Below are 24707 nucleotides of genomic sequence, written 5' to 3'. Positions count from 1 at the left end.
CGCCGGATCAGCGGAGTGGCGGGCAGGTCCGCCCCCAGGAAGTCACGCAGGATCTCCACCGCCAGTTGAGGGCGATCGGCGAACAGCTTGATGAGGGTGTCATGTCGGGGGGACGGCATGACACTCATTGTTACATCACGAGCACGTAAAGTGACGATCATTTGCCCACCTCCGGCCCGGCCCTGCCCAGACGTCAAGGCGCCACAGCGCGTCGGCCATCACGTAATACCCCAGTGACACCGCCCACGGATACCCGCGGTCTTCATCAGAGCCATCAGCGGCCTCTCCGTGGGTGCGGAGTAGCGATAGAAGGCCAGTTCACCGGTGGTCAGATTGCGGCGGATCAGCAGCCACCGGTATCCCTCGGCGGTGGTTTCATCGATGCGCCCAGACCCAGGCATACCAACGCGAGCCTATGGCGCCATGGCCGGCGCGGTAGCGGTGCCAGTTCCGATCGGCCACCCCGACGGCGAATCGGCGGCGCTGCTGTCGGTTCCATCCGGCTTCACCTGCCGGTTGCCCGCGATCGCCAGCACGTAGCCGACCCCGCATTGCTCCAGCAGGCCGCGTAGGCGCGGGTCCTGGCCGTAGACGTCATCACCCCCCACCGGGCCGACAGTCCAGCAGCCTGTGCCCCCGCGTCTGACAGCCGCGACGGGATCGCGTCCGGGGGTAGCGGGGACCGGCAGGCCCCCGCCGAAAGGCGGAGCCCCCGAGAAGGCAGCCTGAGCGAAAGCGAAGACCATGCTTTTCGGGGGTCGAAGGGGGCGGAGCCCCCTGGGAGGCACCGCCCGACCGCCAGGGAGGCCCGAGCTTGGAGTTACTTGTTGGTGGGGCTGGGGCTGATCATTTCCGTGGGGGGCTGGCTGGCCTGGCCCTTGGGCTCCGGTGGGAGGGGGGCCTGGTCTGCCGTCGTGGTGATGGCGTCGGGGCCGCCGCAGATGGCGCCGGCTTCAGGGGTGTCCGGGCCGTTCTGGTACTTCTTGATGAACGCCGCGAGCTTCGGGTCGTCGGCCTTGTCGAGCTTCAGCTGGTGGCCCCACGACGATGCCACGACCGGAGCGGGCAGGTTCGGGTACGGGCTGACCAGCATGTAGTCCTGCTGCCCCGTCGAGGTGGCCGTCTTCTTCAGCGCGTCGATCTGCGCCTTCGGCAGGTCGGGGCGGTACGTGATCCACAGGGCGCCGTGCTCCAGCGAGTGGACGGCGTGCTCGTTGTGGATCGGCTTGTCGTAGACCGCGCACTGCTGCCAGTAGTTGTTGTGCTGGCCGCCGACCGGCGGGGTCTCCTTGTACGTGACCGTGTTCCAGACGTGCTGGCCCGCCTCGTACTTGTAGTTGGCCACATCCCCCAATGACGTCTCTTTGGCCTGCTTGACCAAGTAGAAACCGACCACTCCGACGAGCAGCACGATGACGAGTCCGCCTGCCCCCCACATCAACAGCGCGGCGCGGCGCTCCTTGCTCTTCTGCTGCGCTCGCATCTTCTGCAGATGCTCGCGCCGCGCCTGCGCCTTCTCCTTCGTCATCGTTCCTCCATCGGCATGCCAACTCCGGGTCACCCTATGCCCTAGTGCAGTATGCGGAGAATAAGAGCGTCTTAAGTGTCCGGACTCGTCTCGGCGATGAGATGGGTACGCTGGACGAGCCATGGAAAAGCCCGCCAAGAACTCACTGCTCATCGCCTGCGCCGTGCTCGTACTCGCCGGAGCGGTGATCTTCCTCGTATGGGGTCGGAGCGGCACTCCCGGCGACGCCTCGGCGGAGGCCGGATTCGCTCGCGACATGGCCACGCATCACGCGCAGGCCGTCGACATGTCGTTCACGATCAGGGACAAGACGCAGTCCAAGGACATCAGAAACCTGGCCTACGACATCATCACCACCCAGTCCAACCAGCGGGGCATGTTCCAGGGGTGGTTGCAGCAATGGGAGCTCGACCAGGCCACCGACCGGCGGCCGATGGCCTGGATGGCCGGGCACGGGCACAGCGGGTCGGGCACGTCGGCCGCCCCCGCGGCCGTTCCCGTGGGCGGGGCGATGCCGGGCATGGCCTCGCCGGATCAGCTGACCAAGCTCAAGGAGCTGCAGGGCACGGCTGCCGAGGTGCTCTTCCTGCAGCTGATGATCCGCCACCACGAGGGCGGCGTGCAGATGGCCGAGGGTCTGCTGAAGCTGTCCACGCGGGACGAGGTGGTCAACATGGCGCAGAAGATCATCGATGGGCAGACCGGCGAGATCAAGCTCATGACCGAGATGCTCAAGCAGCGCGGCGCGCAGCCGTACCCGACGATCCTGAAGTGAGCGCCAGGCGCCATGGATTGAGGCGGGCCTGAGGTGAGCGCGAGGCGTCTCAGGGCAATGAGCTGGATTGACGCGGGCCTCACGTGGGCTCGCGCCGCCAGGGACTGAGGCGGGGATGAAGTGAGCGCGCGGCGTCACGGATTGAGGCGGCCCTGAGGTGAGTGCCGACGCCGTTGTGGTGGGGTCCGGGCCGAACGGGCTGGTCGCCGCCGTTCTGCTGGCTCAGGCCGGGCGTGAGGTGCTGCTGCTGGAGGCGGCCGATCAGTTCGGCGGGGGGCTGCGGTCGGCGGAGGTGACGCTGCCCGGGCGGGTGCACGACCTGGGTGCGACCGTGATGGCGATGGCGTTGGCCTCACCCGTCTTCAGAGAGCTCGGGATCAGTGCCGGTGGATCCGGCCCCAAAGAGTCCGATCTCCGTGGGGGTGAGGTCGGTTCGGTGGAGTTCGTGCATCCCGCTGTGGTCGCCGCTCATCCGCTCGACGATCGGCCCGCCGTGCTCGTGCACCGTGATGCCCGCCGTACCGCGGCCGGTTTGGGGCAGGATGCGGCGGTGTGGGAGCGGACGGTGGGGGCGGCGGCGCGGGCCGGGTTGCCGCTGGTCGATCTGCTGCTCAAGCCGCTCGGGCCCTGGAAGCCACGGCCGCGGGTGTTCGCGCAGGCGGCCAGGTTCGGGGTGGCGGCGGCATTGCCGGCCACGACACTCGGGCGGCGGGCGTTCCGGACCGTCGAGGGGCGGGCGGTGCTCGCGGGCATGGCCGCCCACTCGATGCTCGACCTGCGCTCGCCCATGACGAGCGGGTACGGCCTGCTCCTGGCGGCCCTGGCGCACCTGGTGGGGTGGCCGGTGGTGAAGGGCGGGTCGCAGGTCCTGGCCGACGCCCTGGTGGCCAGGCTCAGGGCGCTGGGCGGGGAGGCGGTCACCGGGCATCGGGTACGTCACCTGCGGGAGCTGGACGCCGAGACGGTGGTGCTCGACGTGACCCCCCGGCAGTTCCTGACGATGGCCGAGCTGCCGGCCGGGTATCGCAGGGGGCTGGAGCGCTATCGGTACGGGCCAGGGGTGTTCAAGCTGGACTGGGCGCTCGACGGACCCGTGCCGTGGCGGGATCCGGCGGTGGCGGCGGCCGGGACGGTACACCTCGGGGGCACGCTGGAGGAGATCGCGCTCAGCGAGGCCGAGATGGCCCACGGGCGGCACTCACCGCGGCCGTACGTGCTGCTCGTGCAGCCGTACGCGGCCGACGACAGCCGGGGCGGGCACACGTTGTGGGCCTACTGCCATGTGCCGAACGGGTCCAGGGCCGACATGACGGACGCCATCGAGGGGCAGATCGAACGGTTCGCGCCGGGGTTCCGCGACCGGGTGCTGGCCAGGCACGCGATGGGGCCCGCCGAGCTGGAGGCGGCCAACCCCAACCTGGTGGGCGGCGACATCGGAGGCGGGCTGGCGAGCCTGGGGCAGTTCGTCAGGCGGCCGGTGTGGTCGGCGGCGCCCTGGCGGACGCCGCTGCCGGGGGTGTTCCTCTGCTCGGCGGCCACGCCACCCGGGGCGGCCGTGCACGGCATGGGCGGCTGGCAGGCCGCCCGCCTCGCACTCACCGACTGAGAGCCCTACTAAGCCCTAAGAGCCCTGAGGGCCCAAAGAGTCAGCCCATCTCCTCCCGGATCGCGGCCGCGAAGGCGTCCACGTCCGCTTCGGTGGTGTCGAAGGCGCACATCCACCGCACCTCCCCCGTCGCCTCGTTCCAGGTGTAGAACCGGAACCGCTTCTGCAGCCGCTCCGTCACCTCACGCGGCAGCACCGCGAACACCGCGTTCGCCTCCACCGGCCGCGGCACCTCGACGCCGGGGATGTCGCGGACCGCCGCCGCCAGCCGCTGTCCCATGGCGTTGGCCTGGCGGGCGTTGCGCAGCCACAGGTCGCCGGAGAGCAGCGCCTCGAACTGGGCGGACACGAAGCGCATCTTCGACGACAGCTGCATGAACGTCTTGCGGATGTAGTCGATGCCGCCGGCCGCCTCGGGATTGAGCACCACGACCGCCTCGCCGTACAGCAGGCCGATCTTGGTGCCGCCGAAGGAGAGGACGTCGATGCCCGCGTCGGTGGTCAGCGCCCGCAGCGGGACGTCGAGGGCGGCGGCGGCGTTCGTGAGCCGGGAGCCGTCGAGGTGGACGAGGAGGCCGCGCTCGTGCGCGTGGGCGCAGACGGCCGCGATCTCCTCGGGGGTGTAGAGGGTGCCGAGTTCGGTGGTGTTGGAGATGGACACGACGCGGGGCTGGGCGCGGTGGACGTCGCCGAACCCCCAGGCCTGGCGGTCGATCAGCTCCGGGGTGAGCTTGCCGTCGGGCGTGGGTACGGTCAGCAGCTTGATGCCGCCCACGACCTCCGGCGCGCCGCCCTCGTCGGTGTGGATGTGGGCGGTCTCGGCGCAGATGACCGCCTCCCACTGGGCGGTCATGGCGCGCAGGGAGACGACGTTCGCGGCGGTGCCGTTGAACACCGGCCAGACCTGGGCCCGCTCACCGAAGTGCCGCTGGAAGACGTTCAGCAGGGCCTCGGTATAGACGTCGTCGCCGTAGGCGATCTGGTGGCCGCCGTTGGCGTCGGCGATGGCACGCAGGATCTCCGGGTGTACCCCCGCGTAGTTGTCGCTGGCGAAGCTCTTGAGCTGCGGGTCGTGCCGGGCAATCACTGAGTGAGGTCCAATCTGGTGCCGTTGAGCTGCGCGGCGGGCCGGTCGTAGAGGTCGCCGATCGCCTCTGCCAGCGTATTGACGTCGGTGAAGCCGGTGAAACGGGCGTCCGGCTTGGCGGCGCGCATGGCGTCGTTCACCAGGGCCTTGATGACCAAGATGACCGCCGCGCTATGGGTGTCCTTCAGTGCGTCGGCCAGGGCCAGGGTCCACGCCTCCGCGGCCGCCTTGGCGGCGGCGTACGGAGCGCCGCCCGCCGTGGGGTGCTGGGCCGCTTTGGCGGAGACGATCACGAAACGGCCGTTCTGGCTCTTGCGCAGCAGCGGCTCGAAGGCCAGCGAGACGTGCTGGAGCGTGCGGATCAGCAGGTCGTGCAGGGTGTCCCAGTCGTCGAGGTCGGTCTCGGCGAACGACTTCGCGCCGCGCCAGCCGCCGACCAGGTGCACCACCCCGTCGACGTGGCCGTGCTCGGTGGAGATCCGGTCCGCGAGCGCTTGTACGGCCGCGCGGTCGAGAAGGTCGACGTCGTCCCTGCCGACCCCGATCACAGTGTGCCCATTTTTCCGGAAAAATCCGGAGACGGCCTGACCCGTGGGGCCACCGGCACCCGTAACCAGAATGATCATGCCCGGATCCCCCTAGTCGATTCGACCACTTCGGCCAGCTTACGGCGCAGTGCCTCATAGAACATGCTCAGCGGGAACTCGTCCGGCAGCACCGCGTCCACCTTGGCCTTCTGCTCCTCCGGCAGCGCCTGGATCCCCTTGGCCCACGTCGATCCGGGGCTCGGCTCGACGTACCCGCTCACCAGCTCGTACGCGGCCAGCCAGTGCGCCAGCTTGGACCGGTCGATGCTGTCCCGGTACAGCTTCTCGACCTCGCCCCGCAGATCGGCGACGCCGCCCGCCACGCGCTCCCAGTCGACCGTGAGCCGGTTGTCGGTCCACCGCACCACGTCGTTGCGGTGCAGGTACGCGAAGAGCAGCTGCCCGCCGAGCCCGTCGTAGTTGCGCACCCGGTCACCGGTGATCGGGAAGCGGAACAGCCGGTCGAACAGGATGGCGTGCTGGACGTACCGCGCGTGCGGCACACCCTTCTCCTCCAGCCGCACGGCCTCGCCGAACGCCGTCAGGTCGCAGCGCAGCTCTTCGAGCGAGTAGAGCCAGTACGGCATGCGCTGCTTGATCATGAACGGGTCGAACGGCAGGTCACCGTGGCTGTGGGTACGGTCGTGGATCAGGTCCCACATGACGAAGGTGTCCTGGGCCAGCCGCTGCGACTCCAGCAGCCGGGCCGCGTCCGGCGGCAGGTCGAGCTTGAGCGTCGCCGTGGCGGCCGTGGCGACCCGCCGGAACCTGGCGGCCTCACGGTCGGCGAAGATGCCGCCCCAGGTGAACCGCTCGGGTGCCTGACGTACGGCGACGGTCTCCGGGAAGAGCACGGCCGAGTGGGTGTCGTAGCCGGAGGTGAAGTCCTCGAAGGCGATCGGCACGAACATCGGGTTGTCGTAGCCGGACGACTCCAGCTCGGCCAGCCAGTCCGGCCAGATCGTCCGGAGCCAGACGGCCTCCAGGGTGCGGTTCGGGTTGCCGTTCTGGGTGTACATGGGGAACACGACGAGGTGCTCCAGGCCGTCCACGCGCTGGGTGTCGGGGTGGAACAGCTCCAGGGAGTCGAGGAAGTCCGGTACGCCCAGATCCTGGGCGCTCCACTTGGCCAGGTCGGCGCGGACGGCGGCCAGGTAGGCGGCGTCCTGCGGGAAATATGGCGATATTTCGGCTAGCTGGCTGTCGATCGCAGCCACCAGCGCCTTCGCCTGGGGCTTGTCGGCGGGCACCGAGCCGTCCTTGACCTGGAGCGGGCGGAGCTCTTCGACCGTCGCCTTGAGGGCGGCGAACAGGCCCGCCTTCCGCTCGTCCCGGGAGCCGGTGGCGCCGTCGTCCGGCACGCGGGCCGCCCAGGTGACCACATTCCCCCACAGGGTGCGGTGGTCGTAGTCCTCGATCGAGTCGTCGCCGAACAGGTCCGAGTCGGCGAACACCACGACCCGGCCGCGCCCGTGCCGCACCGCCACCGCCAGCGGCGCCCCGGCCGGATCCGCACTCCCGGAACTGGTGAACAACACGGTCGCGTCCACCGACGAATCCGCGTCGGCCGACGCCGCGTCCGCCAAAGAATCCGCAAGGGTCAGCGCGCCGGAGCGGTAGAAGCAGGCGGTCTTGACCCCGGCCAGCAGCCCGTCACTCGTGGCGCGCTCGCCGAGCACCCAGGTCGCCACCCCACGGTGAGCGTGCCCGGGATCCCGCACCGTGGCGTGCGTCACACCCACCCCGAACCGGCCCAGCAACTCGGCCAGGTTGTTGCCGTACTTGTCCTGCTCCTCCTCCGCCAGCACGACCAACCCGCCGCCACCGGCGACGAACGCCGCCACCGCGTCCAACTCGGCGGCGGAGAACACCGGGCTCCCCTGCCCCGTGGTGCGCTCCCACCGCTCCCCCGACGGATGCGCGATGACCAGCACGTCCTGCTCCTGGAGCGTTCCCGCGTCGAGCGGTCCCGTCTGACGGGCCGTCACCGTGTGCCCCAGACGCCGCAGCAGCTCGGCCGCGCGGGCGTAGCTGTTGTCGTCGGGGTGGGCCGGGTTGATGGCCTCGGCGACCTCGCGCCGGATGGTCCACGACTCGCTGTGGGCCTCGTCGAACAGCACCCTGGGGAACGCCTGCATGAAATATCTCCCGCCATAAGCATCTTCTACGGGAAAATATACATATAGGGATGCCCAAAACCGCCAAACCTGTCCGCATGGTGAGATGTCAGGAGAGGTGGACGCTCTGCCTGACGCGGCCCTCGGTGGCGTCGTCGCAGCGGTTCTTGGCGCAGAAGTACAGCACCAGCAGCGGTTTGGGCCGGCGGTCGATGACGTAGCTGACGAAGCCGAGCCGGTTGCCGCTGTTGCGGTCGCGCAGGGAGCCGTCGTACCGGGTGGCGTCGCTGTCGCCGGCGCGGTCGGGTACGGGCTGGTCCACCACGATCTCGCCGGGCAGCAGCCCTTCGAGCATGGCCTTCATCTGGGCGGCGGTCGCGCTCGCGCTGAGCGCGTCGGAGACCTGCACGTACACGCCCACGGCGTTGTCGGCGTCGCCGGTGATGACCTCGTTCACCGCGGTCCAGTCCGCGGCCGCCCCGGAGACGAACATCGACTCGAACTCGGCGGCGTGCGGCGAGGCCACCACGAACAGGTCGCCGTGTGTTCTGACGGTCCAGTCGGCCGGGTACTCGAAGGTGAGCGGGGCGGCGGTTGTGCTCTGGTAACGGGCCCAGGAGTCGCCCTTCTGGGTCATGACGAGCAGCACGACGAGCGACAGCGCCGCGATGGCCGCGATCACCGTGGCCACCACGAGCGGCAGCTTGCTCGGGCCGCCGGACCCGGCGGAGGTCGCCTTCCGGCTCTGGCGTACCGCCGACGACGGGGTGGGCGACGGCGCGGCGGGCTGGCCGCTGATCGCGTCGCGCAGCGCGGTGACGAACGCGGTGCACGACGGGTAGCGCTGCTCGGGCGACTTGGCCAGCGCCCGCATCATCACACCGTCGACCTCGACCGGCAGTTCCGGCCTGACCTGTGACAGCGGCGTGGGCTGCTCGGCCAAGTGCGCCCAGAGCAGCGCGATGTCGTTGTCGCGCGGGAACGGCAGCCGCCCCGACAGCGCCTCGTAGGCGACGCAGGCCAGCGCGTACTGGTCGCACCGCCCGTCGATGTGCTCCTTGTTGATCTGCTCGGGCGCCATGTAGCGGGGCGTGCCGATGAACTGGTCGGTCTGGGTCAGCCCGGAGATCGACGTACGGTGCTTGGTGATGCCGAAGTCGGTCAGGTATACGTGATCCCCGGCCAGCAGGATGTTGGCCGGTTTCACGTCGCGGTGGATCAGGTCGTGCGCGTGCGCGGCGTCGAGCGCGGCGGCCACCTGGGAGATGATCTGGTTCGCCTGCGCGATCGGCAGCGCCCCCCGGTCGTAGATGAGGCGGCGCAGATCGAGGCCGTCGACGTAGCGCATGGCGATGTAGAGCACGCCGTCGGCGTCGGCGTTCGCCTCGTAGATCGGGATGATGTTGGGGTGCTCGATGCTGGCGACCGTCCGGGACTCCAGGATGAAGCGCTGCCTGAACCGGTCGTCGACGCTGAGCACCGGGTTCAGGATCTTCAACGCCACCCGCCGGCTCAGCCTCGGATCGAGCGCCAGGTAGACGACGGCCATGCCGCCCTTGCCCACGATGTCCTCGATGTAATAGCCGGCCACCTCCTGGCCCACGAGCGATCTGTCGTTCACGGGCATCACGTCTCGATGGGGTGGCCGCAGTAGCCGCAGAAGCGGTGCGCGGCCCCCAGCCGCATTCCGCACGCGGTGCAGTATTTGACCGACGGCTGGTCCTGCTCGGTGAGCACCTGCTTCTGCTGCGGGATCACCTGGAAGGGCTGCGACCTGCGGACCACGACGGTCTGGTTCGCGCCCTCGTCGAGCGGCACCGGCGGTGAGGTCGGCGCGGACGACACCGACGAGGCCGCGGCCGCCGCCGCTGCCGCCGCGACCAGCGGTGGTGGCTGCTCAGGTTGGTCGTCAGGAGTACGGCGGCGCCGCCACAGCAGGTACGCCCCGGCGCCCGCGGCCACGAACAGCACCCCGGCGGCGACGATGAACGGCCACAGCGGCATGCTCCTGGGCGCCGGTGCCACGGCCTGCTTGCTGCCCGCGTCCTCCTGGCCGCCCCGCTTCTGCAGGGAGGTCTGCAGCAGCTTGGCCGCCACCACGTTGCCGGGATAGAGCTCCAGCACGCGCTGGAAGCCCGGCGCGGCCTCGGTGTAGTACTTGGTGTGGTAGCGGGTCAGCGCCGCCTCGAAGGCGGCGTCGATGGCGCCACGGCGCGGCGCGACCCCGGCCTTGGCCAGCGCGGCGAGGATCTCCCTGACGCCGATCATCCTGGCTTCCTTGCCGCCGCCGATCAGCATGCCGATGACGTGGCCGTCCTTGTCGCCGATGACCGGCGCGCCGAGCAGGCCGCGATCGACCAGGGCGCCGAGCTTCACGGGCTCGTCGACCTTCTTCTCCGGATCGGCGAAGCTCCGGCCGGCGTCCTGTCCGCCGCCGCCTTTGCCCAGGTGCGCGATCTCCACCGTCTCCTTGACGTTCGCGCCGGGCCGGTCGGTGAACCCGGCCACGTTGGTGGGCGAGCCCTGCTGGTCGGGCACCTTGTCGGCGAGGGGCGCGGTGGGCATGCCGACGCTGCCGACGGCCCGGCCCGTGGGGATCAGGACGGCGGGGCTGTCGGGCTGCGGGCCGGTCTTGACGATGTCGGCTTTGATGCCCTTGGGGTCGGCCGGGGAGACGTTCGGAAATATCGTGACGTTGGTGGTGACGTTGATGATGCAGGTCGACACGTTGGTCTTGGGCGGGTAGCACTCTTTCAAGTGGTGCTCGAGCAGGTCGTCCTTGACCTTGTGCCGCTCGAAGTCGATCGGGATCTTCACTTTGTGGTGCTCGGCGAAGATCTTGTTGGCCGCGTAGACCGCCACGTCCTTGTCGGTCTTGACCACGCGGGTGAGGGTGACGATGGCGCCCTCGGGGTTGACCACGATGCCCGTTCCCACTCCTAAGGGGACATCGTAGGACCGTTCCACATGCATCAGCTCGCCTATGTGATCGAGCAGAGTGATCTCGACGTGCGAGGAGGCTTCCACGCGAACCACGGCCGGGGTGACGAGGTCGGTGATCCCGCTGGGATGCTCGTGCGCCGCCGCGGGCAGGGCAAGCAGGACGAGTGTCGCCGCGACACCCCCGGCAAGAGCTGTGAGACGTGCCATCTCCGCTCCAATTTCGCAGTTATCGAAATAAGGGTCTCAATCACCTGCCGGAAGTCAATAGACGTGCTCATAGACAAGCGCTTGCTTGGACGTCTACGGTACCGGAATGGGCTACGCGATCGGCATCGACGTAGGCGGTACCTTCACCGACGTGGTCCTGCGCGGTCATGTGGGCGAGGTAACGGTAGCCAAGTGTTTGAGCACCCCCTACGACCCCATCGCCGGAATTACGGACGGTGTTACACGCGTGCTCGCCGGCGTGGACCCCGCGTCGGTCACCCGGGTCGTCCACGCCACCACGCTGGCCACCAACGCCGTGCTCGAACGCAAGGGCGTGCGGGTGGCCTACGTCACCACCCAGGGCTTCCGTTCGGTCGTCCCCCTGGGCCGGTACGCCCGGGTCGAGGAGGACCGCTACGACCTGCGCTTCACCCCGCCGCCCCCGCCGGTGGCCGCGGGCGACTGCTTCGAGGTGGTGGAGCGGGTGTCGGCGCGCGGGGCCGTACTGACGCCCCTCGATCTGGAGTCCGTACGGCGGGTGGCGGCGGAGATCGCGCGGCGGGGCATCACGTCGGCTGCGGTGTGCCTGGTGCATTCCTACGCCAATCCCGACCATGAGCGGCAGGTGGCCGCGATCCTTCGCGAATCGGTCGAGAACGTGGTCGTCTCGTCCGAGGTGTGGCCGGAGATCCGCGAGTACGAGCGGGCCACGACGACCATCATGTCCGCCTATATCGGACCGATCATGGCCTCGTACCTCTCCAGGCTGCGCGACCAGCTGGCCTCGCTGGGTGTGGAGGCGCCCGTCCACGTGATGGAGTCGAGCGGCGGCGTGATCTCCGCCGAGCTGGCCGCCAGGCGAGCCGTCGCCATGATCGAGTCCGGCCCGGCGGCCGGGGTGCTCGCGGCGGCGGGCAGCGGGTTCGCGAACGTCATCTCCTTCGACATGGGCGGGACGACGGCCAAGACCTGTGTGGTGCGTGACGGGCGGCCGGAGATCACGCACGAGTTCCACGTCGGCGGCAAGGGCAGCTTCGGCGGGCGTCGGGCCGGGACCGGGGTGCCGATCAAGACCCCGGCCATCGACCTGGCGGAGGTGGGCGCGGGCGGCGGCAGCATCGCCTGGCTCGACGCCGCCGGCGCGCTGCGCGTCGGCCCGCACTCGGCCGGCTCCGACCCGGGGCCCGCCTGCTACGGACTGGGCGGCTCCGAGCCGACGGTCACGGACGCGAACCTGGTGCTCGGCTACCTGACATCGGCGTCGATCCCGCTGTCCGCGCCGCTCGCCGACAAGGCGCTGGAGCGGCTGGCCGGGCCGCTCGGGGTGTCCAGAGCGGCGGCGGCGCATGCCGTCCACGAGATCGTCAGCGCCTCGATGGCCGCGGCCGTGCACGTGGTGACCGTGCAGCGGGGGATCGATCCGCGGGGGTACGCGCTGGTGGCCTTCGGCGGGGCCGGGCCGATGCACGCGGCGCGGGTGGCGGAGCGGTTCGGGATCGGGACCGTAGTGGTGCCCGCCCACTGCGGGGTCGCGTCGGCGGCCGGGCTGCTGGTGGGCGACCTTTCGACGGACCGGGTGCTGTCGCGGCTGGACGCCGGGGATCCCTCGGACGTGTTCGACTCGCTGGCCGGGGCGGCGGCGGAGGATCTCGGGGTGTCGCCGTCCGATCCGGGGGTGCGGGTCTCGCGGTCGGTGGACGTACGGTTCCGGGGGCAGTCGCATGATCTGACCGTGCCGTGGAGCTCGTCGCGTACGGAGCTGGAGGGGCGGTTCTTCGACCGGTACGAGCGGGTCTACGGGATCTCGCAGCGGGGCGAGGTGGAGATCGTCAGCTACCGGGTCCGCGTCACCCTGCCCGCCGCCCCGGTCCCCGGGGCTCTTTCGGAGCCTGTTGGAGTGCGCTCCGGCCCGGTTGGAGTGCGGTCCGCGTACTTCGCGGAGCTGGGCGACTATGTCGAGGTGCCGGTGCACACCCGCGACACGCTGGCGGTGCTGCCCGGTCCGGGGATCATCGAGGACGCCGAGTCCACGATCGTGGTGCCGCCCGGGTGGACCGCCACGCTGGGCCCGGCGCGGGCCGTACATCTGAGCAGGGAGCCGCATGAGTGACGTGCTGACCGCCGAGGTGCTGCGGAACGCGCTGGTGGTCGCCGCCGAGGAGGCCAGCATCGTCGTCGTGCGGTCGGCGTACTCGACGTTCATCGTGGAGGGGTCCGACGCGTCCGCCGCCGTCCTGGACGCGCGCGGACAGCTGATCGCGCACTCCATGGCCACCACGCTCATGAACAGCATGGCGCTCAAGGTCGCCCTGCCAGAGCTCGTCCGGGACGTGCCGCTGGAGACGATGCGGCCCGGTGACGTGTACGTGCTCAACGACGCCTACCGGGGCGGCGTGCACACCAACGACCTGCTCGTCTACCGGCCCGTCTTCGTCGAGGACCGGCCCGCGTACTTCGCCGCGACCATGATCCACGTATCGGACCTGGGTGGGCTGTCCGCCGGTGGCATGGCGCCGCTGGCCACCGACATCTTCCTCGAAGGGCTCCAGCTGCCTCCCGTACGGCTGGCCACCTCCGCCGGTCTGGAACCGGCCGTGGAGGCCATCCTGCGGGCCAACAGCCGTACGCCGGACAAGGTCATGGGCGACGTACGGGCGCTCGTGGCGGGCACCGCCGTGGCGGCCGCCCGGGTCGGGGCGCTGGTGGCGGAGTACGGGGCGGCGGGGCTGGCGAGCGGGATCGACGATTACCTCGACTACACGGAGGCCAGGACGCGGACCGCGCTGGCCGACCTCCCGGAGGGCCGCTTCGAGGCGTCGTACCCGATCGACGACGACGGAATAAGTCTCGAAAAATCGCATGATGTCCGGGTGGCCATCACCCTGGAACGCCACTCCTCCGATGGCGGGCGCGTCGAGCCTCAGGCGCCCGAGATGAGGGCCGTGCTGGACTTCGCCGGGACCGGGGCGCAGGTGCCGGCGGCGATCAACGCGTCCGCGTCACAGTCGCTGGCCGCCGCCGTCTTCGCGGTGCGCTGCTTCCTCGATCCGACGATTCCCATGAACGACGGCTGCCTGCGCGCGATCGAGGTACGGCTGCCGGAGGGCTCGCTGCTCAACGCCCGCTCTCCCTACCCGTGCGGTGGACGGTACGTGCCGATCTACGCGGCCATGGAGGCCATCTTCCAAGCGCTGTCGGATGCCGTACCGGAGCGGGCCATCGCGCCCAGCGGCATCCTCCAGCCGTTCTCGATCGCGGCCGTCGGGGCACCGTACTGGATCCACCTGTCGTACGACTTCGGCGGCGTCGGCGCGCGGCGGGGGCTCGACGGGCCGGACGCGACAGGCGTGCACTTCGGCATCGGCCGGAACTCGGTGCCGCAGGCGGAGCCGGTGGAGAGCCGCTGCCCGCTGATCGTGGAGTCGATCGAGACCATCCCGGACTCCGGCGGCCCCGGACGGCATCGCGGCGGGCTGGGCTCGCGGACCGTGTACCGGTTCCTGGCGGATTGCCACGTCACGACGCGCGGCGACCGGCTGCGTCTGGCCCCGCCGGGCCGCGACGGCGGGCTGCCGGGACGGGTCGGCGGCTTCTTCAAGCGCCACCTGGACGGGACGGTCGAGCGACTGGCGTCGAAGGTGAACAACGTACGGTTCGCCGCGGGTGAGGCATTCGTGGTGGAGACGACGGGCGGGGGCGGAATGGGCTCCCCGTACGAGCGGGACCGCGAAGCGGTGCTCGCCGACCTCGACGCGGGCCACGTCACGGAACGCGGCGCCCAGGAGGACTACGGCCTCACCCGCTGATCCAGCGGCTGCGGACGTCCACTCTTCCCCGCCCCCGGATCCCACCGAAGGTGGCATCCCTCCACAAGGACACCAACCTCCACGGCCCGTCACAGGAGATCGAGGCGGTCGTGGGACGAACCACCCCGGGGGACCATCGTCCTAGCTCCGGGGGCGCCAGGAGGCAGCGCCCTGGTGGACGGCGGAGTGGACGGCGCGGGCCAGGCGGGCGCCCCAGGTCGAGCGCGGGCCGCCGAAGAGCTCCTGCTGCCCCTCAACGCGTACGGCCAGGCACAGGGCGTCCGAGGCGGTACCGGTGCACGGGAAGCCCGCCTCGATCAGCGCCTGCGACTTGGCCTCCGTCATCGTCATCACGGCGTTGACCAGGGCGGCGTCGGTCATCGCGACCGGCACCACGGCCATCAGGTTGATCGTCCCCACGGGCGGCGCGGGGGTGGCGAGCATCGGGGCCAGTTCGGGGTCGGTGGCGCCCTCGGGGGCGGCCGCCCAGGTGGGGACGCGTAACCCGACCGTCGCCACGACCTCCGCGCCGCCGTCCACCGACCGCGCGTAACGCTCCACCGAGGCGGCGGTCATCATCCCCACCCCGCTGCCATCAGGCCCGAGATCGAGCAGGTGCTCGACCGGGTCCATCCGCGAGTAGCCCGCCACGACCTGCGCGTTCAGCACCCACGTACGCTCCCCGATCCCCCCGCCCAGCAGCGCCGACGAGATCATCCGCCACCCCGGCCCGAACTCCCACAGCAGCGACCCGAGCCGCGCTCCGTCCTCGACCCGATACGTCAGCTCCACGAAACCCCCTTCAGGACAACGCCCTCGACCCGGTAGGCCACCAGATCCCCTTCAGGACGACATCCTCGACCCGATAGGCCGACGCCACTTTCACGAGACACCCCTGACCAGGTGCACCACGGGCCGGCCTCCGGGACCCGGCGCGATCTCCACCCGGGCGTCGAAGTGGGTGCCGACCAGCGCCTCCGTGAGCACCTGTCCCGGCCGCCCGGCAGCGATGGCCCGGCCGCCGGCGAGCAGGAGGAGCCGGTCGGCGTACTGGCCGGCGAGGGTCAGGTCGTGCAGCGTCGTCACCACGGTCAGCTCGTCGGCGAGCCTGAGCCGGTCGACCAGTTCCAACACCTGCTGCTGGTGCCCGAGGTCGAGCGCGGTCGTTGGCTCGTCGAGCAGGAGCGCGGGCGCCTCCTGGGCCAGTGCCCTGGCCAGGACCACCCGCTGCCGTTCGCCACCGGACAGCTCCCCCAGCCGGCGCGCGGCGAACTCGGTGAGGTCGAGGCGTTCGAGCACGGACCTGGTGACCTCCTTGTCGTGGCGGCTCTCGCTGCCGAGGTAGGGGATGTACGGGGTGCGGCCGAGCAGGGCGTAGTCGTACACAGTGATGTCGGGTGGCAGCGAGGGCGTCTGGGGGGCGTAGGCGACCAGCCTGGCCCGGTCCCTGGGCCTGAGCGTGTTCGCGGCCCGGCCGCCGACGGTGACGTCGCCCCGGTGGGCGACGACGCCCATGACGGCCTTGAGCAGGGTGGACTTTCCGGCGCCGTTCGGGCCGATGATCGCCAGCCATTCGCCGCGCCGTACGGAGAGGTCGACGTCGCTGAGCACCTCGCGCTCACCGAGCCGTACGGACAGGCCGCTCGTCTCGATCATCCGGGCCGGCCGGGCCGTGTCGGCGGTCATGTGGCGGTCTGCCGGGTCATGCGCAGGACCGCCACGAAGAACGGCGCGCCGACGAACATGGTGACCACCCCGATGGGCAGTTCGGCGGGGGCGATGACGGTGCGCGCGACCAGGTCGGCGAGCACGAGGAAGGCGGCGCCGCCGATCAGCGACAGTGGCAGCACGATCCGGTAGGAGCCGCCCGCCAGCCGTCTGACCACGTGCGGGATGACGATGCCGACGAACCCGATGAGCCCGCTCACCGCCACGGCCGCCGCGGTGGCCAGGGAGGCGGCGAGCAGTACCGCCAGCCGTACCCGCCCGGCGCGGACGCCGAGGCTGGTGGCCTCCTCGTCCCCCACCGAGAGCACGTCCAGCATCCGCCCGTGCGCGAGCAGCAGCACGGCCGAGACGGCGGCGTACGGCAGGACCAGCCAGAACTGGTCCCACCCGCCGCCCACGTCGCCCAGGATCCAGGAGTAGATGCGCTGCAACTGCTCGACCTTGAACTGCTGGATGAACGTCTGGATCGCGGTCAGGAACGAGGTGACGGCCACCCCGGCGAGCACCAGCGTGGCGGTGCCGCCCGAGCGCCCGGCGGTGTTGCCGAGCACGTACGCGAGGAACACCCCGCCGACCGCACCCGCGAAGGCGGCCACCGGGATGCCGACGGCCGGGGTCGGCACGAGCACGATGACCACGGTGGTGGTCAGCCCGGCTCCGGCCGCGGCGCCCAGCAGGTAGGGGTCGGCCAGCGGGTTGCGGAACACCCCCTGGTAGCCGGCCCCCGCGATGGCCAGCAGTCCGCCGACCACGGCCGCCACCAGCACTCTGGGCAGCCGCAGCTCGAACAGCAGCCCCTGCTCCACGGGGGCCAGCCCCGAGTCCACGTGTACGTACGGCAGCCAGTCGAGCGCCTGGAGCACCACCTGCCACGGCGAGATGTCGGCGGCCCCGCCGAGCAGCCCGGCGACCATGGAGACGGCGAGCACGGCCAGCGCGCCCGCCGTCCACATCGGTCTGGACCTCACTGGCGGGTGGCCGCCTTGCCGACGGCGTCGCTGATGGTCTGTGCCAGGTCGACGACCCGCGGGCCCCAGCGCGAGGCGATGTCGTCGTCGAGCTGGATCACCTGGTCACCCTTGACGGCCGACAGTCCCTTCCAGCCGGGGCGCTTGGCCAGCGTGTCCTTGCTCTGCTGGCAGCACTTCACGTCCGCCAGGAAGATCAGGTCCGGGTCTGCCTGGGCGACGAACTCCGCCGACAGCTTGGGGTAGCCGCCCGCCGGGTCCGGCGCCTTGTCGGCGATGTTGGTGAGGCCGAACATGGCGTAGATCTGCCCGATGAACGTGCTGGACGTCGCCGCGTAGGGGGTCTGGTCGAGTTCGTGGTAGTAGGTGAGCTTCTTGTCCTTGGGGGCGTTCGCCGAGAGCTTGTCGAGGGACGTCTTCATGCCAGTCACGACTTGTCCGGCCTTTTCGGTGTTGCCGGTGGCGGCGCCGAGGTCGGTGATCTCGTCGTACGCCTCGTCGAGCTTGGTGGCGGCGGGCTCCAGGAGGACCGGCACGTTCACCTTGCCCAGCTTGGCGACGATGCCGTCGATGTCGTTGGAGACGATCACCAGGTCGGGCTTCTGGGCGACGATGGCCTCGACGTTCGGCTTGAAGCCGGACAGGTCGGTCTTGGGGACACCGGCCGGGTAGTTGGACTGGTCGTCCACCGCGATGACCTGGGGGCCCGCGCCGATGGCGAAGAGCGTCTCGGTATGGCTGGCGGAGAGCGAGACGATCCGCTCCGGCTTTTTGGCGATGCTGACCTTGCCGTTGCCCGCCTCGACCGTCACGGGGAAGGCGGCGGAGCTGGTCGAGCCGGTCGTGCCGGTGGGGCTCGCGGGTGACGGGGTGGTGGTAGTGCTGGTCTGACCACATCCGGCCAGAACGAGCGTTCCCAGCAGCGCGCCCGCGAAGGCCGTGCGTACGGGCCTCACGAGAAGTCCTTTCACACTGTCGGAACCGAGAGACCCGCTTGAGAGCGACGGATCACCCTTTTCCACGAGGGTTGATGACGTCAGCGCGGAGGCAGGCGACCTGGCTATGACAGTTGCGGGACAGCGCCGGACTCGCACCGGACTTCGCTGCAACTCTGCGCGTCGGACAGACGCTATCAATGCGCCAGATGCGCGTTAAGTCAAGGGGTGCCCAATTGGGCTTCCGCCTCGGCGATGATCTCTTGCAACCTGAGCCCGTGGGCCGCGTCCAGCGGGTGGCCGCCGCCCTGGCGTACGGTCCGCGCGAACTCCTCGGCGATGGTCTCGAACGGATCGTCGTCATCACTGGGCAGCAGCGTCGCGCTGCCCGTCCTGCCGTACACCGCGACGCTGGCCGGCGGCAGGTCACCGGCGGCGGCCATGCACAGCGACGCCTCGCTGGCCGCGCCGCCCTCGTGATCGAGCAGCAGTCCGGTCCAGCCGAGCGGGTTGCCGTGCGCGCGCACGCCGGTCACCCGGCCGAGCGCGGCGTCGAGCAGGTCGACCACGTGCGGCCCGACGTCCAGGAGCGCCCCGCGCTCGAGCCGCCACGGGGTGCCGAAGAGGTGGCCGCCCAGCAGGACATCGGAGATGTTCGCGGCGTGACCGCCGAACGCCTCGATTTCCGCGCAGCGCGCCAGGAACTCCCTGACCTGCTTCATATAACGCATGCTGAGCACCATCTGGGAGGCCACACCGGCCTCACGCACGGCATCGGCGAGCCGCCGCGCGTTCTCCAGCGAGTCGGCGAGCGGCTTCTCCAGCAACAACGCCTTCCCGGCCTTCGCCGCGCGCACCCCCAATTCGGCCTGTACGCCCGGCGGCACGCAGAACGCCACGGCCTCGCACGCCTCGAACAACTCCTCGACCCGCTCGAACACCGGCGCCCCCAGCCGAGCGGCAGCCTCCGGACGCCGAGCCCACACGCCGGCGAACCGGAGATGCGGGCTGTTGACCAGCATGGGCGCATGCGCGCGCTCCGCCCACGGCCCCGCCCCGACCAACCCGACCGACACCGGCTCCATTCATCCCCCTTGATCCGCCACAACCCTAATGCGGTTCCTAGGAATGTTCTCCGGGTATCCGGGCTTCCGCTCCCCCGCAGGGGTGTCCGCTCCGAGGGACTCCTGCCACGACAAACCGTCACAGGGATCGAGACAGTCGTGTGACGGACCGCTCCGGGGAATTCCGGTGGTCACCCCGCCGCGTCGCGCCATTGGCGCAGGGCGTGTTCAGGGCGGTGGGCCACCGTGCCGGAGTCGATGACGATGGTCTGTCCCGTGATGCACCGGGACTCAGCCGAGGCGAGGAAGGCGACGAGGTCGGCCACGTCGTCCGGGGTGCAGGCCCAGGGCAGCAGCCGTTCGGCCGCCTTGTCGGCCAGCCGCTCCCGGCCGAGGGCCTGCGCGGCCGCGTCGGTCAGGACCAGTGCGGGCGCGATGGCGTTGCAGCGGATGCCGCGCGAGCCGTACTTGGTGGCCACATAGCGCACGAAACCGGTCAGCGCCGCCTTCGAGGTGCCGTACGCGACGTGCGCGACGTCGCCCAGCAGGCCCGAGACCGACGAGGTGACGACGAACGCGCCGCCGTCGGCCATCACGGGGGCCGCGTGCTTGACCATGAGCAGGCAGCCGCGCAGGTTCACCGCCATCGTGCGGTCCCATACGGCGACGTCGAGGTCCTCGAGGTCGCGGTCGCGGCCGTAGGTGCCGGGGTCGAGCGCGGCCGCGTTGGAGTGGACGATATCCAGGCGGCCGAACGAGGCGAGCAGGTCACCGATCGCCTCGGCCACCTGCTTCTCGTCCGACACGTCACAGACGAGCGCCGTGGCCGTGCCGCCCCTGGCGCGGATGGCGGTGGCGACCGACTTGGCCCCCGCCGCGTGCACGTCCAGGACGCCCACGCAGGCACCCTCGGCGGCCAGGCGCGACGCGCACGCCGCGCCGATGCCCGACCCCGCGCCCGTCACCAGGGCAACCCGCCCATCGAACCGACCCGGCGCGGCACTCACCACGTCACCCGCAGAGCCGTCAGCCCCCGGCCCACGAGGGACTTGCGGTAGACGATGGGCTCGTCGGCGAGCCTCAGCGAGGGTAGGCGGCGGCCGAGCACGTCGAGCGCCGTCCGAAGCTGCAGTCGGCCGAGCGCGGCGCCCACGCAGAAGTGGATGCCGTAGCCGAACACCATGTGGGCGTCGGCGTTGGGCCGGTCGATGACGAACCGGTCCGGGTCGGGGAAGACGGTCTCGTCGTGGGCGGCGGAGTCGGTGGAGAGGAGTACCAACGACTTTTCCGGAATTATCACGTCGTGTAGCGAAATATCCGTGGTGGCGTACCGGAACGACCCGAGGGAGGCGCCGTCGATGCGCATGCACTCCTCCACCGCGTTCTGGATCAGCGGCGGCGCGACTGGCCAGGCGTCCTCGCGCAGTAGCCGCAGGACGCTGTTGGCGAGCTGGTTCGGCACGGTGTCGTTGCCGCCGAGCAGGATCGTGGAGATCAGCTCCACCACCTCGCGGTGACTGAGCTCGGAGCCGATCAGCGAGGTCATGAGCGAGGTGAAGTCGTCGCGCGGCTCCTTGGCGCGGGCCGCGACCAGCCGATCCACGTAATCCAGATAGGTCAGGAAACTGTCGGCCAGTTCGAGCTGGCGGTCGGGCGGCTGCGGCGACAGGAAGAGCTGGAACCAGTCCTTCACATGCGCCTGTACGAACCCCTCGTCCGACTCGGGCACCCCGATGAACCGGGCGGTCAGCTTGATCGACGGCTCGTGCCCGATCTCGGACACGAAGTCGGCCTCGCCCCTGGACGCCACGCGGTCGAGCAGGTCCTCGTTGAGCCGCCGGAAGTGCTGCTCCATGGCCGAGACCGCCCGTGGCGTGAACGCCTTCGACACCGAACGCCGCAGTCTGGTGTGGTCGGGCGGATCGACGTTCGCCACGAAGCTGGACAGGAACGACCCGTGCTCGCCCAGCCTGTCGCGCGTCTCACGGGTGAGGCTGCGGGAGATGGTCAGCGAGCCCTCCGAGGAGAACCGCCTCGGATCGCCGTACGCCGCGCGCACGTCGGCGTGCCGGGTCAGCACATAGGCGCCGAGGTGCTCGCTGCGGAACACCGGCCGCTCCCGGCGCAGCCTGCCGAGGAACTCGTACGGCGAGGCGACGTGCCAATCCGAGCCGACGTCGAAGTCCTCGATCGCGTCCCCGATCGTGCCGTGGGTCGCGCCGTAGCTCGTGCCGCCGGCCGTCCCGCCGGCCGTGCCATCGGTCGCGTCCTTGAGCGTCCCGTCGGTCGTGCCCTCGATCATGCGAAGATCCTCCGGGGATTGTCGACGAGCATCTGGTGGATCTGGTCCTCGGTGACGCCTCTCTTGCGCAGCTCGGGCAGGACGTCGCGGGAGATGTGCAGGAGGTGGTAGTTCGGGTGGCGCTGCCGTACGACCTCGGCGTCAAAGCGATCGTTGAAGCAGTACGAGTCGTGACTTAGCACCATTTGGTCGGCGTGGCCGCGCGCGCACATCGTCGCCACGATCGACACCCGGTCCTCGAACGGCGAGAGCGTCTCGATGCCGAAGCGGTCCATGCCGAGGTAGGAGCCGTTCGCGGCCAGTTCCTCCAGGTAGGCGACGTCGGTCGAGTCGCCCGCGTGACCGATGACGACCCTGGTGAGGTCGACGCCGAGCTCGCCGAGCAGCCGCTGCTGCTCCAGGCCGCCCCTGGAGGCACTGTGCGAGTGGGTGGTGATGGGCACGCCCGTCTCCAGGTGCGCCTCGGCGACCTCCCGGAACACCCGTTCGGTCCCCTTGGTCATGCCGAGATGGTCAGTGGCGCATTTGAGCATGCCCGCCTTGACCCCGGTCCGGCCGATGCCCTGAACGATGTCCCGTACGAAGAACTCCGCGAGCCGATCAGGCCCGCCGAACAGCGAGCCGGGACCCCGGTTGCCGAAGTACGGGGGGAGGGCGTCGTAGGTGTAGAGGCCGGTGGCGGCGACGATGTTCACGCTGGTCAGCTCGGCCACCCGCTGGACGGCGGGGATATACCTGCCGAGCCCGATGACGGTCAGGTCCACGATCGTGTCGATGCCCTCGGCCCGGAGGTCGTCCAGTTTGGCCGCCGCCTCCCTCGCCCGCCGCTCGAGGTCCCACCCTTCCGGGATGTCCGGCCAGTTCCAGAGAATCTCCGGGCTGAGCCCGAACACGTGCTCATGCATGAGCGTGGCGCCGAGCCCGCCCACCGGCCCTCTCACCGTCTCAGGCATAGGCGTCGTCTCTCATCTGTACGTCTGGTCTCATCTGTACGTCTGGTCTCATCTGTACGACTGGTCTCATCTGTACGACTGGTCTCATCTGTACGACTGGGGCGCTCACACGCACGGGAACCTCGGATGGTCGAACGGCCGGTTCACCTCTAGGTCGAGCCCGTCCGTCTGCTGGTACGGCGTGCCCGTGTAGAGGGCGTTCGCGTCGAAGTACGTGACAGTGAACGACAGGCGCGGCTGGTCACGGTGGTTGGCGGGTGCTCCGTGCACGGTCAGCGCGTGATGCACGGTCGCGTCGCCCGCCGCGAGGTCAAGGGGCGGCGACAGCTCCAGTTGCTTGAGCCACGGGTGCTGGCTGAGCTGATCGTCCCCCGTCCGGGTGAAGCTCCGCCCGAGCAGTCCGTACCGGTGCGAACCGCTGAAGAAGCGCAGCGACCCCATGTCCGCCGGTACGTCCACCAGCGCCAGCCAGACCGTCAGCATCGCCGAGCGGTCCATCGGCATCCACGGGAAGTCCTGGTGGAACTCGGTCGCCGCGTGCTCCCCGGGCTCCTTGACGAGCAGGTTCGTGACCTGCACGCGCACGGCCTCCACACCGTGCAGCAGCCGGGTCGCGTTCACGCCCATGGCCGGGCTCAGGGCCAGCGTCCGGAACGCCTCGTCGCTCTCGGCGATGTCGCGCGACTGCCCGAACGCCTGGTCCACCAGTGTCCGCCGCTCCTTCGCGCGGGCCGCCAGATAGCCGGTCGCCCGCTGCCTCAGCTCGGCCACGGCGTCGGGGGGCACGAGGGCGGGCAGCCGCACCCATCCGTGCTCATGAAAGAAGCCCGCCTCGTCGTCCGACGCGGCGCGCACGGGGATCTCCATGCCCCACAGTCTTGCACCTGAGCAAGCGCTTGGTAAGTGCCCTTGCCCCTTCGGTCAACTAGAGCCCTCAAATACGGAAGGGGAAGCATAAAACGGATACACGGCCATAAAAGTGGGCAGGGAACTCTTGTTCGTCGCGCGCGGGGGAGGCGTTCGACGTCCGCGATATGGGGGAGGAATCATGGCCGTTGCCCAGTCTCGAGCGCGTTCGTCCAAAGAACTAACGATTGATCTGCCGATGATGAGCGTCCAGGTCCATCCCCCGGATCTGCGGATGCCGCACGTCGAGATGCCGCATCTGGGTTTGCCACGTCTTGGGCTGCCGCGCCTTTCCCGGCGGGAGCTCGGTCACGCCGTGGACGTGGCGCGGACGTTCCTTCCGCCGCCCGAGCGCCTCGCGTACTACGGCGCGCTCGGCGCTCTCGCTGCGTTCGGCGTGCTCGACTGGCCGGTGGCCGCCGCCATCGGCGCCGGTGCGCTGATCGCGCGGCGCGGCCAGCAAGGGGAGAGCGGGACACCCGCCCGCGGTACGCAGGCGTCCCCGCCCGCCACCGCCCGCGCCACGACCTCCACCGCCCGTCGTCGCGCCACGACCTCCGGAACCCGCAGCCGCACCACGTCCGCCACGACCCGCGGCCGTGCCACGACCTCCGCCGCGCGCAGCCGCACCGCGACCGCCGCGACCGCCACACCGAAGAGCGACACCGAACAGAAGAGCGCCACCACGTCCAGGAGCTCAGCCGCACCGAAGAGGACCACCACGTCCAGGACCACCACCTCCAGGACCACCACCTCCAGGAGCGCCACCACGCCGAAGAGCACCGCCACCTCCAGGACCACCGCCACACCGAAGAGCACCACCGCCTCCCGGAGCTCCGCCGCATCCAAGAGCACCACCACGTCCAGGAGCACCGCCACACCAAAGAGCACCGCCTCGGGCGGGACCGCCACCTCGGGTCGGCGTACCGCTTCCGGCAGGCGCAGCACCTCCTCGACGAGCGCCGCCGCGACCACCGGCTCCTCGAAGAGAGCCTCCTCCCAGCGCAGAACGGCCTCCTCCACCACGTCACGAGGTGCTCGGGCGAGCACCACCGGGCGTGCGCGGTCGGGCCGGTGAGACCGGGTTGCCACGTGTTCTGAGTAGCCTGCGCGCCCGGACGGTTCAGCGTGTTCTGAGCGGCCCGCGCGCCTGGACAGTTCCGCCGAGCAGCCTGCGCGCCGCCCGGACGGTTCC

The 24707-nt window shown here is 70.2% G+C and carries 21 protein-coding genes and 1 riboswitch; of the genes, 4 read left to right on the top strand and 17 right to left on the bottom strand.

The window, feature by feature from the left end:
• Positions 1 to 413 precede the first annotated feature (413 nt).
• Both AB0C30_RS55060 and AB0C30_RS55055 read right to left on the bottom strand, forming a co-directional pair.
• On the bottom strand, positions 414 to 608 hold the full coding sequence (locus AB0C30_RS55060) for a hypothetical protein (protein WP_357960130.1): 195 nt from the start codon (positions 606 to 608) through the stop codon (positions 414 to 416).
• Between the two features lie 212 nt (positions 609 to 820).
• Complete coding sequence (locus AB0C30_RS55055; RefSeq protein ID WP_357960128.1) at positions 821 to 1528, bottom strand: DUF3105 domain-containing protein; 708 nt, start codon at positions 1526 to 1528, stop codon at positions 821 to 823.
• Positions 1529 to 1649: 121 nt separating this feature from the next.
• Between AB0C30_RS55055 and AB0C30_RS55050 the strand changes: the two genes are divergently transcribed.
• Entirely contained in the window at positions 1650 to 2303 is a 654-nt protein-coding gene (locus AB0C30_RS55050) for a DUF305 domain-containing protein (protein WP_357960125.1), read from the top strand.
• Between the two features lie 157 nt (positions 2304 to 2460).
• Positions 2461 to 3909, top strand: coding sequence for an NAD(P)/FAD-dependent oxidoreductase (locus AB0C30_RS55045; protein WP_357960122.1), 1449 nt, complete (start codon positions 2461 to 2463; stop codon positions 3907 to 3909).
• A 40-nt stretch (positions 3910 to 3949) separates the two neighbouring features.
• On the opposite strand, the gene AB0C30_RS55040 is transcribed toward AB0C30_RS55045, so the two are convergent.
• From AB0C30_RS55040 to AB0C30_RS55020, 5 genes are all read right to left on the bottom strand, one after another.
• Positions 3950 to 4996 carry a low specificity L-threonine aldolase gene (locus AB0C30_RS55040; RefSeq protein WP_357960119.1) on the bottom strand — a complete coding sequence of 349 codons (1047 nt, stop codon included), beginning with the start codon at positions 4994 to 4996 and terminating at the stop codon, positions 3950 to 3952.
• On the bottom strand, positions 4993 to 5622 hold the full coding sequence (locus tag AB0C30_RS55035; protein WP_357960116.1) for an SDR family NAD(P)-dependent oxidoreductase: 630 nt from the start codon (positions 5620 to 5622) through the stop codon (positions 4993 to 4995). Before AB0C30_RS55035 ends, AB0C30_RS55040 begins: the two co-directional genes overlap by 4 nt.
• Complete coding sequence (locus AB0C30_RS55030; protein ID WP_357960113.1) at positions 5619 to 7721, bottom strand: DUF6421 family protein; 2103 nt, start codon at positions 7719 to 7721, stop codon at positions 5619 to 5621. Before AB0C30_RS55030 ends, AB0C30_RS55035 begins: the two co-directional genes overlap by 4 nt.
• Before the next feature lie 88 nt (positions 7722 to 7809).
• Positions 7810 to 9327 carry a serine/threonine-protein kinase gene (locus AB0C30_RS55025; protein WP_357960110.1) on the bottom strand — a complete coding sequence of 506 codons (1518 nt, stop codon included), beginning with the start codon at positions 9325 to 9327 and terminating at the stop codon, positions 7810 to 7812.
• On the bottom strand, positions 9327 to 10850 hold the full coding sequence (locus AB0C30_RS55020) for a hypothetical protein (RefSeq protein ID WP_357960107.1): 1524 nt from the start codon (positions 10848 to 10850) through the stop codon (positions 9327 to 9329). Before AB0C30_RS55020 ends, AB0C30_RS55025 begins: the two co-directional genes overlap by 1 nt.
• Before the next feature lie 106 nt (positions 10851 to 10956).
• Between AB0C30_RS55020 and AB0C30_RS55015 the strand changes: the two genes are divergently transcribed.
• Positions 10957 to 12960, top strand: a complete 2004-nt coding sequence (locus tag AB0C30_RS55015) for a hydantoinase/oxoprolinase family protein (RefSeq protein ID WP_357960105.1) — start codon at positions 10957 to 10959, stop codon at positions 12958 to 12960.
• Positions 12953 to 14656 carry a hydantoinase B/oxoprolinase family protein gene (locus AB0C30_RS55010; RefSeq protein ID WP_357960102.1) on the top strand — a complete coding sequence of 568 codons (1704 nt, stop codon included), beginning with the start codon at positions 12953 to 12955 and terminating at the stop codon, positions 14654 to 14656. Before AB0C30_RS55015 ends, AB0C30_RS55010 begins: the two co-directional genes overlap by 8 nt.
• A gap of 141 nt (positions 14657 to 14797) precedes the next feature.
• On the opposite strand, the gene AB0C30_RS55005 is transcribed toward AB0C30_RS55010, so the two are convergent.
• The 10 genes from AB0C30_RS55005 to AB0C30_RS54960 form a co-directional block, all read right to left on the bottom strand.
• On the bottom strand, positions 14798 to 15448 hold the full coding sequence (locus AB0C30_RS55005) for an adenosylcobinamide amidohydrolase (RefSeq protein ID WP_357960099.1): 651 nt from the start codon (positions 15446 to 15448) through the stop codon (positions 14798 to 14800).
• Between the two features lie 90 nt (positions 15449 to 15538).
• Positions 15539 to 16342, bottom strand: a complete 804-nt coding sequence (locus tag AB0C30_RS55000; RefSeq protein ID WP_357960096.1) for an ABC transporter ATP-binding protein — start codon at positions 16340 to 16342, stop codon at positions 15539 to 15541.
• A complete protein-coding gene (locus AB0C30_RS54995) occupies positions 16339 to 17337 on the bottom strand; it encodes an iron ABC transporter permease (RefSeq protein WP_357960142.1) in 999 nt (332 codons plus the stop codon). The genes AB0C30_RS55000 and AB0C30_RS54995 overlap by 4 nt, the downstream gene beginning before the upstream one ends.
• 11 nt (positions 17338 to 17348) lie before the next feature.
• Positions 17349 to 18308, bottom strand: coding sequence for an ABC transporter substrate-binding protein (locus AB0C30_RS54990; protein WP_357960093.1), 960 nt, complete (start codon positions 18306 to 18308; stop codon positions 17349 to 17351).
• A gap of 72 nt (positions 18309 to 18380) precedes the next feature.
• Positions 18381 to 18501: riboswitch (cobalamin riboswitch) on the bottom strand.
• Between the two features lie 7 nt (positions 18502 to 18508).
• A complete protein-coding gene (locus tag AB0C30_RS54985; RefSeq protein WP_357960090.1) occupies positions 18509 to 19372 on the bottom strand; it encodes a Gfo/Idh/MocA family oxidoreductase in 864 nt (287 codons plus the stop codon).
• A gap of 170 nt (positions 19373 to 19542) precedes the next feature.
• On the bottom strand, positions 19543 to 20358 hold the full coding sequence (locus tag AB0C30_RS54980) for an SDR family oxidoreductase (protein WP_357960087.1): 816 nt from the start codon (positions 20356 to 20358) through the stop codon (positions 19543 to 19545).
• Complete coding sequence (locus AB0C30_RS54975) at positions 20355 to 21653, bottom strand: cytochrome P450 (RefSeq protein ID WP_357960084.1); 1299 nt, start codon at positions 21651 to 21653, stop codon at positions 20355 to 20357. Before AB0C30_RS54975 ends, AB0C30_RS54980 begins: the two co-directional genes overlap by 4 nt.
• A complete protein-coding gene (locus tag AB0C30_RS54970) occupies positions 21650 to 22606 on the bottom strand; it encodes a phosphotriesterase-related protein (protein ID WP_357960080.1) in 957 nt (318 codons plus the stop codon). Before AB0C30_RS54970 ends, AB0C30_RS54975 begins: the two co-directional genes overlap by 4 nt.
• A gap of 105 nt (positions 22607 to 22711) precedes the next feature.
• Positions 22712 to 23473 (bottom strand): phytanoyl-CoA dioxygenase family protein, encoded by a 762-nt coding sequence (locus tag AB0C30_RS54965; RefSeq protein WP_357960077.1) that lies wholly within the window; start codon positions 23471 to 23473, stop codon positions 22712 to 22714.
• A gap of 402 nt (positions 23474 to 23875) precedes the next feature.
• The gene (locus AB0C30_RS54960; protein WP_357960075.1) at positions 23876 to 24604 is read right to left on the bottom strand and encodes a hypothetical protein; all 729 of its coding nucleotides are present in this window, start codon (positions 24602 to 24604) and stop codon (positions 23876 to 23878) included.
• Positions 24605 to 24707: the final 103 nt, after the last annotated feature.

This window comes from Nonomuraea sp. NPDC048901 (genome assembly GCF_040649695.1).
GTDB lineage: Bacteria > Actinomycetota > Actinomycetes > Streptosporangiales > Streptosporangiaceae > Nonomuraea.
This window is presented reverse-complemented; position numbering and strand designations above follow the sequence as displayed.

Excerpts from the sequence above, each read along its gene's own strand:
- AB0C30_RS55055 (WP_357960128.1), bottom strand. The coding sequence starts at position 1,528 with ATGACGAAGGAGAAGGCGCAGGCGCGGCGCGAGCATCTGCAGAAGATG.
- AB0C30_RS55050 (WP_357960125.1), top strand. The coding sequence starts at position 1,650 with ATGGAAAAGCCCGCCAAGAACTCACTGCTCATCGCCTGCGCCGTGCTC.
- AB0C30_RS55035 (WP_357960116.1), bottom strand. The coding sequence starts at position 5,622 with ATGATCATTCTGGTTACGGGTGCCGGTGGCCCCACGGGTCAGGCCGTC.
- AB0C30_RS55030 (WP_357960113.1), bottom strand. The coding sequence starts at position 7,721 with ATGCAGGCGTTCCCCAGGGTGCTGTTCGACGAGGCCCACAGCGAGTCG.
- AB0C30_RS55025 (WP_357960110.1), bottom strand. The coding sequence starts at position 9,327 with ATGCCCGTGAACGACAGATCGCTCGTGGGCCAGGAGGTGGCCGGCTAT.
- AB0C30_RS55020 (WP_357960107.1), bottom strand. The coding sequence starts at position 10,850 with ATGGCACGTCTCACAGCTCTTGCCGGGGGTGTCGCGGCGACACTCGTC.
- AB0C30_RS55015 (WP_357960105.1), top strand. The coding sequence starts at position 10,957 with ATGGGCTACGCGATCGGCATCGACGTAGGCGGTACCTTCACCGACGTG.
- AB0C30_RS55010 (WP_357960102.1), top strand. The coding sequence starts at position 12,953 with ATGAGTGACGTGCTGACCGCCGAGGTGCTGCGGAACGCGCTGGTGGTC.
- AB0C30_RS55000 (WP_357960096.1), bottom strand. The coding sequence starts at position 16,342 with ATGACCGCCGACACGGCCCGGCCGGCCCGGATGATCGAGACGAGCGGC.
- AB0C30_RS54995 (WP_357960142.1), bottom strand. The coding sequence starts at position 17,337 with ATGTGGACGGCGGGCGCGCTGGCCGTGCTCGCCGTCTCCATGGTCGCC.
- AB0C30_RS54985 (WP_357960090.1), bottom strand. The coding sequence starts at position 19,372 with ATGGAGCCGGTGTCGGTCGGGTTGGTCGGGGCGGGGCCGTGGGCGGAG.
- AB0C30_RS54975 (WP_357960084.1), bottom strand. The coding sequence starts at position 21,653 with ATGATCGAGGGCACGACCGACGGGACGCTCAAGGACGCGACCGATGGC.
- AB0C30_RS54970 (WP_357960080.1), bottom strand. The coding sequence starts at position 22,606 with ATGCCTGAGACGGTGAGAGGGCCGGTGGGCGGGCTCGGCGCCACGCTC.
- AB0C30_RS54965 (WP_357960077.1), bottom strand. The coding sequence starts at position 23,473 with ATGGAGATCCCCGTGCGCGCCGCGTCGGACGACGAGGCGGGCTTCTTT.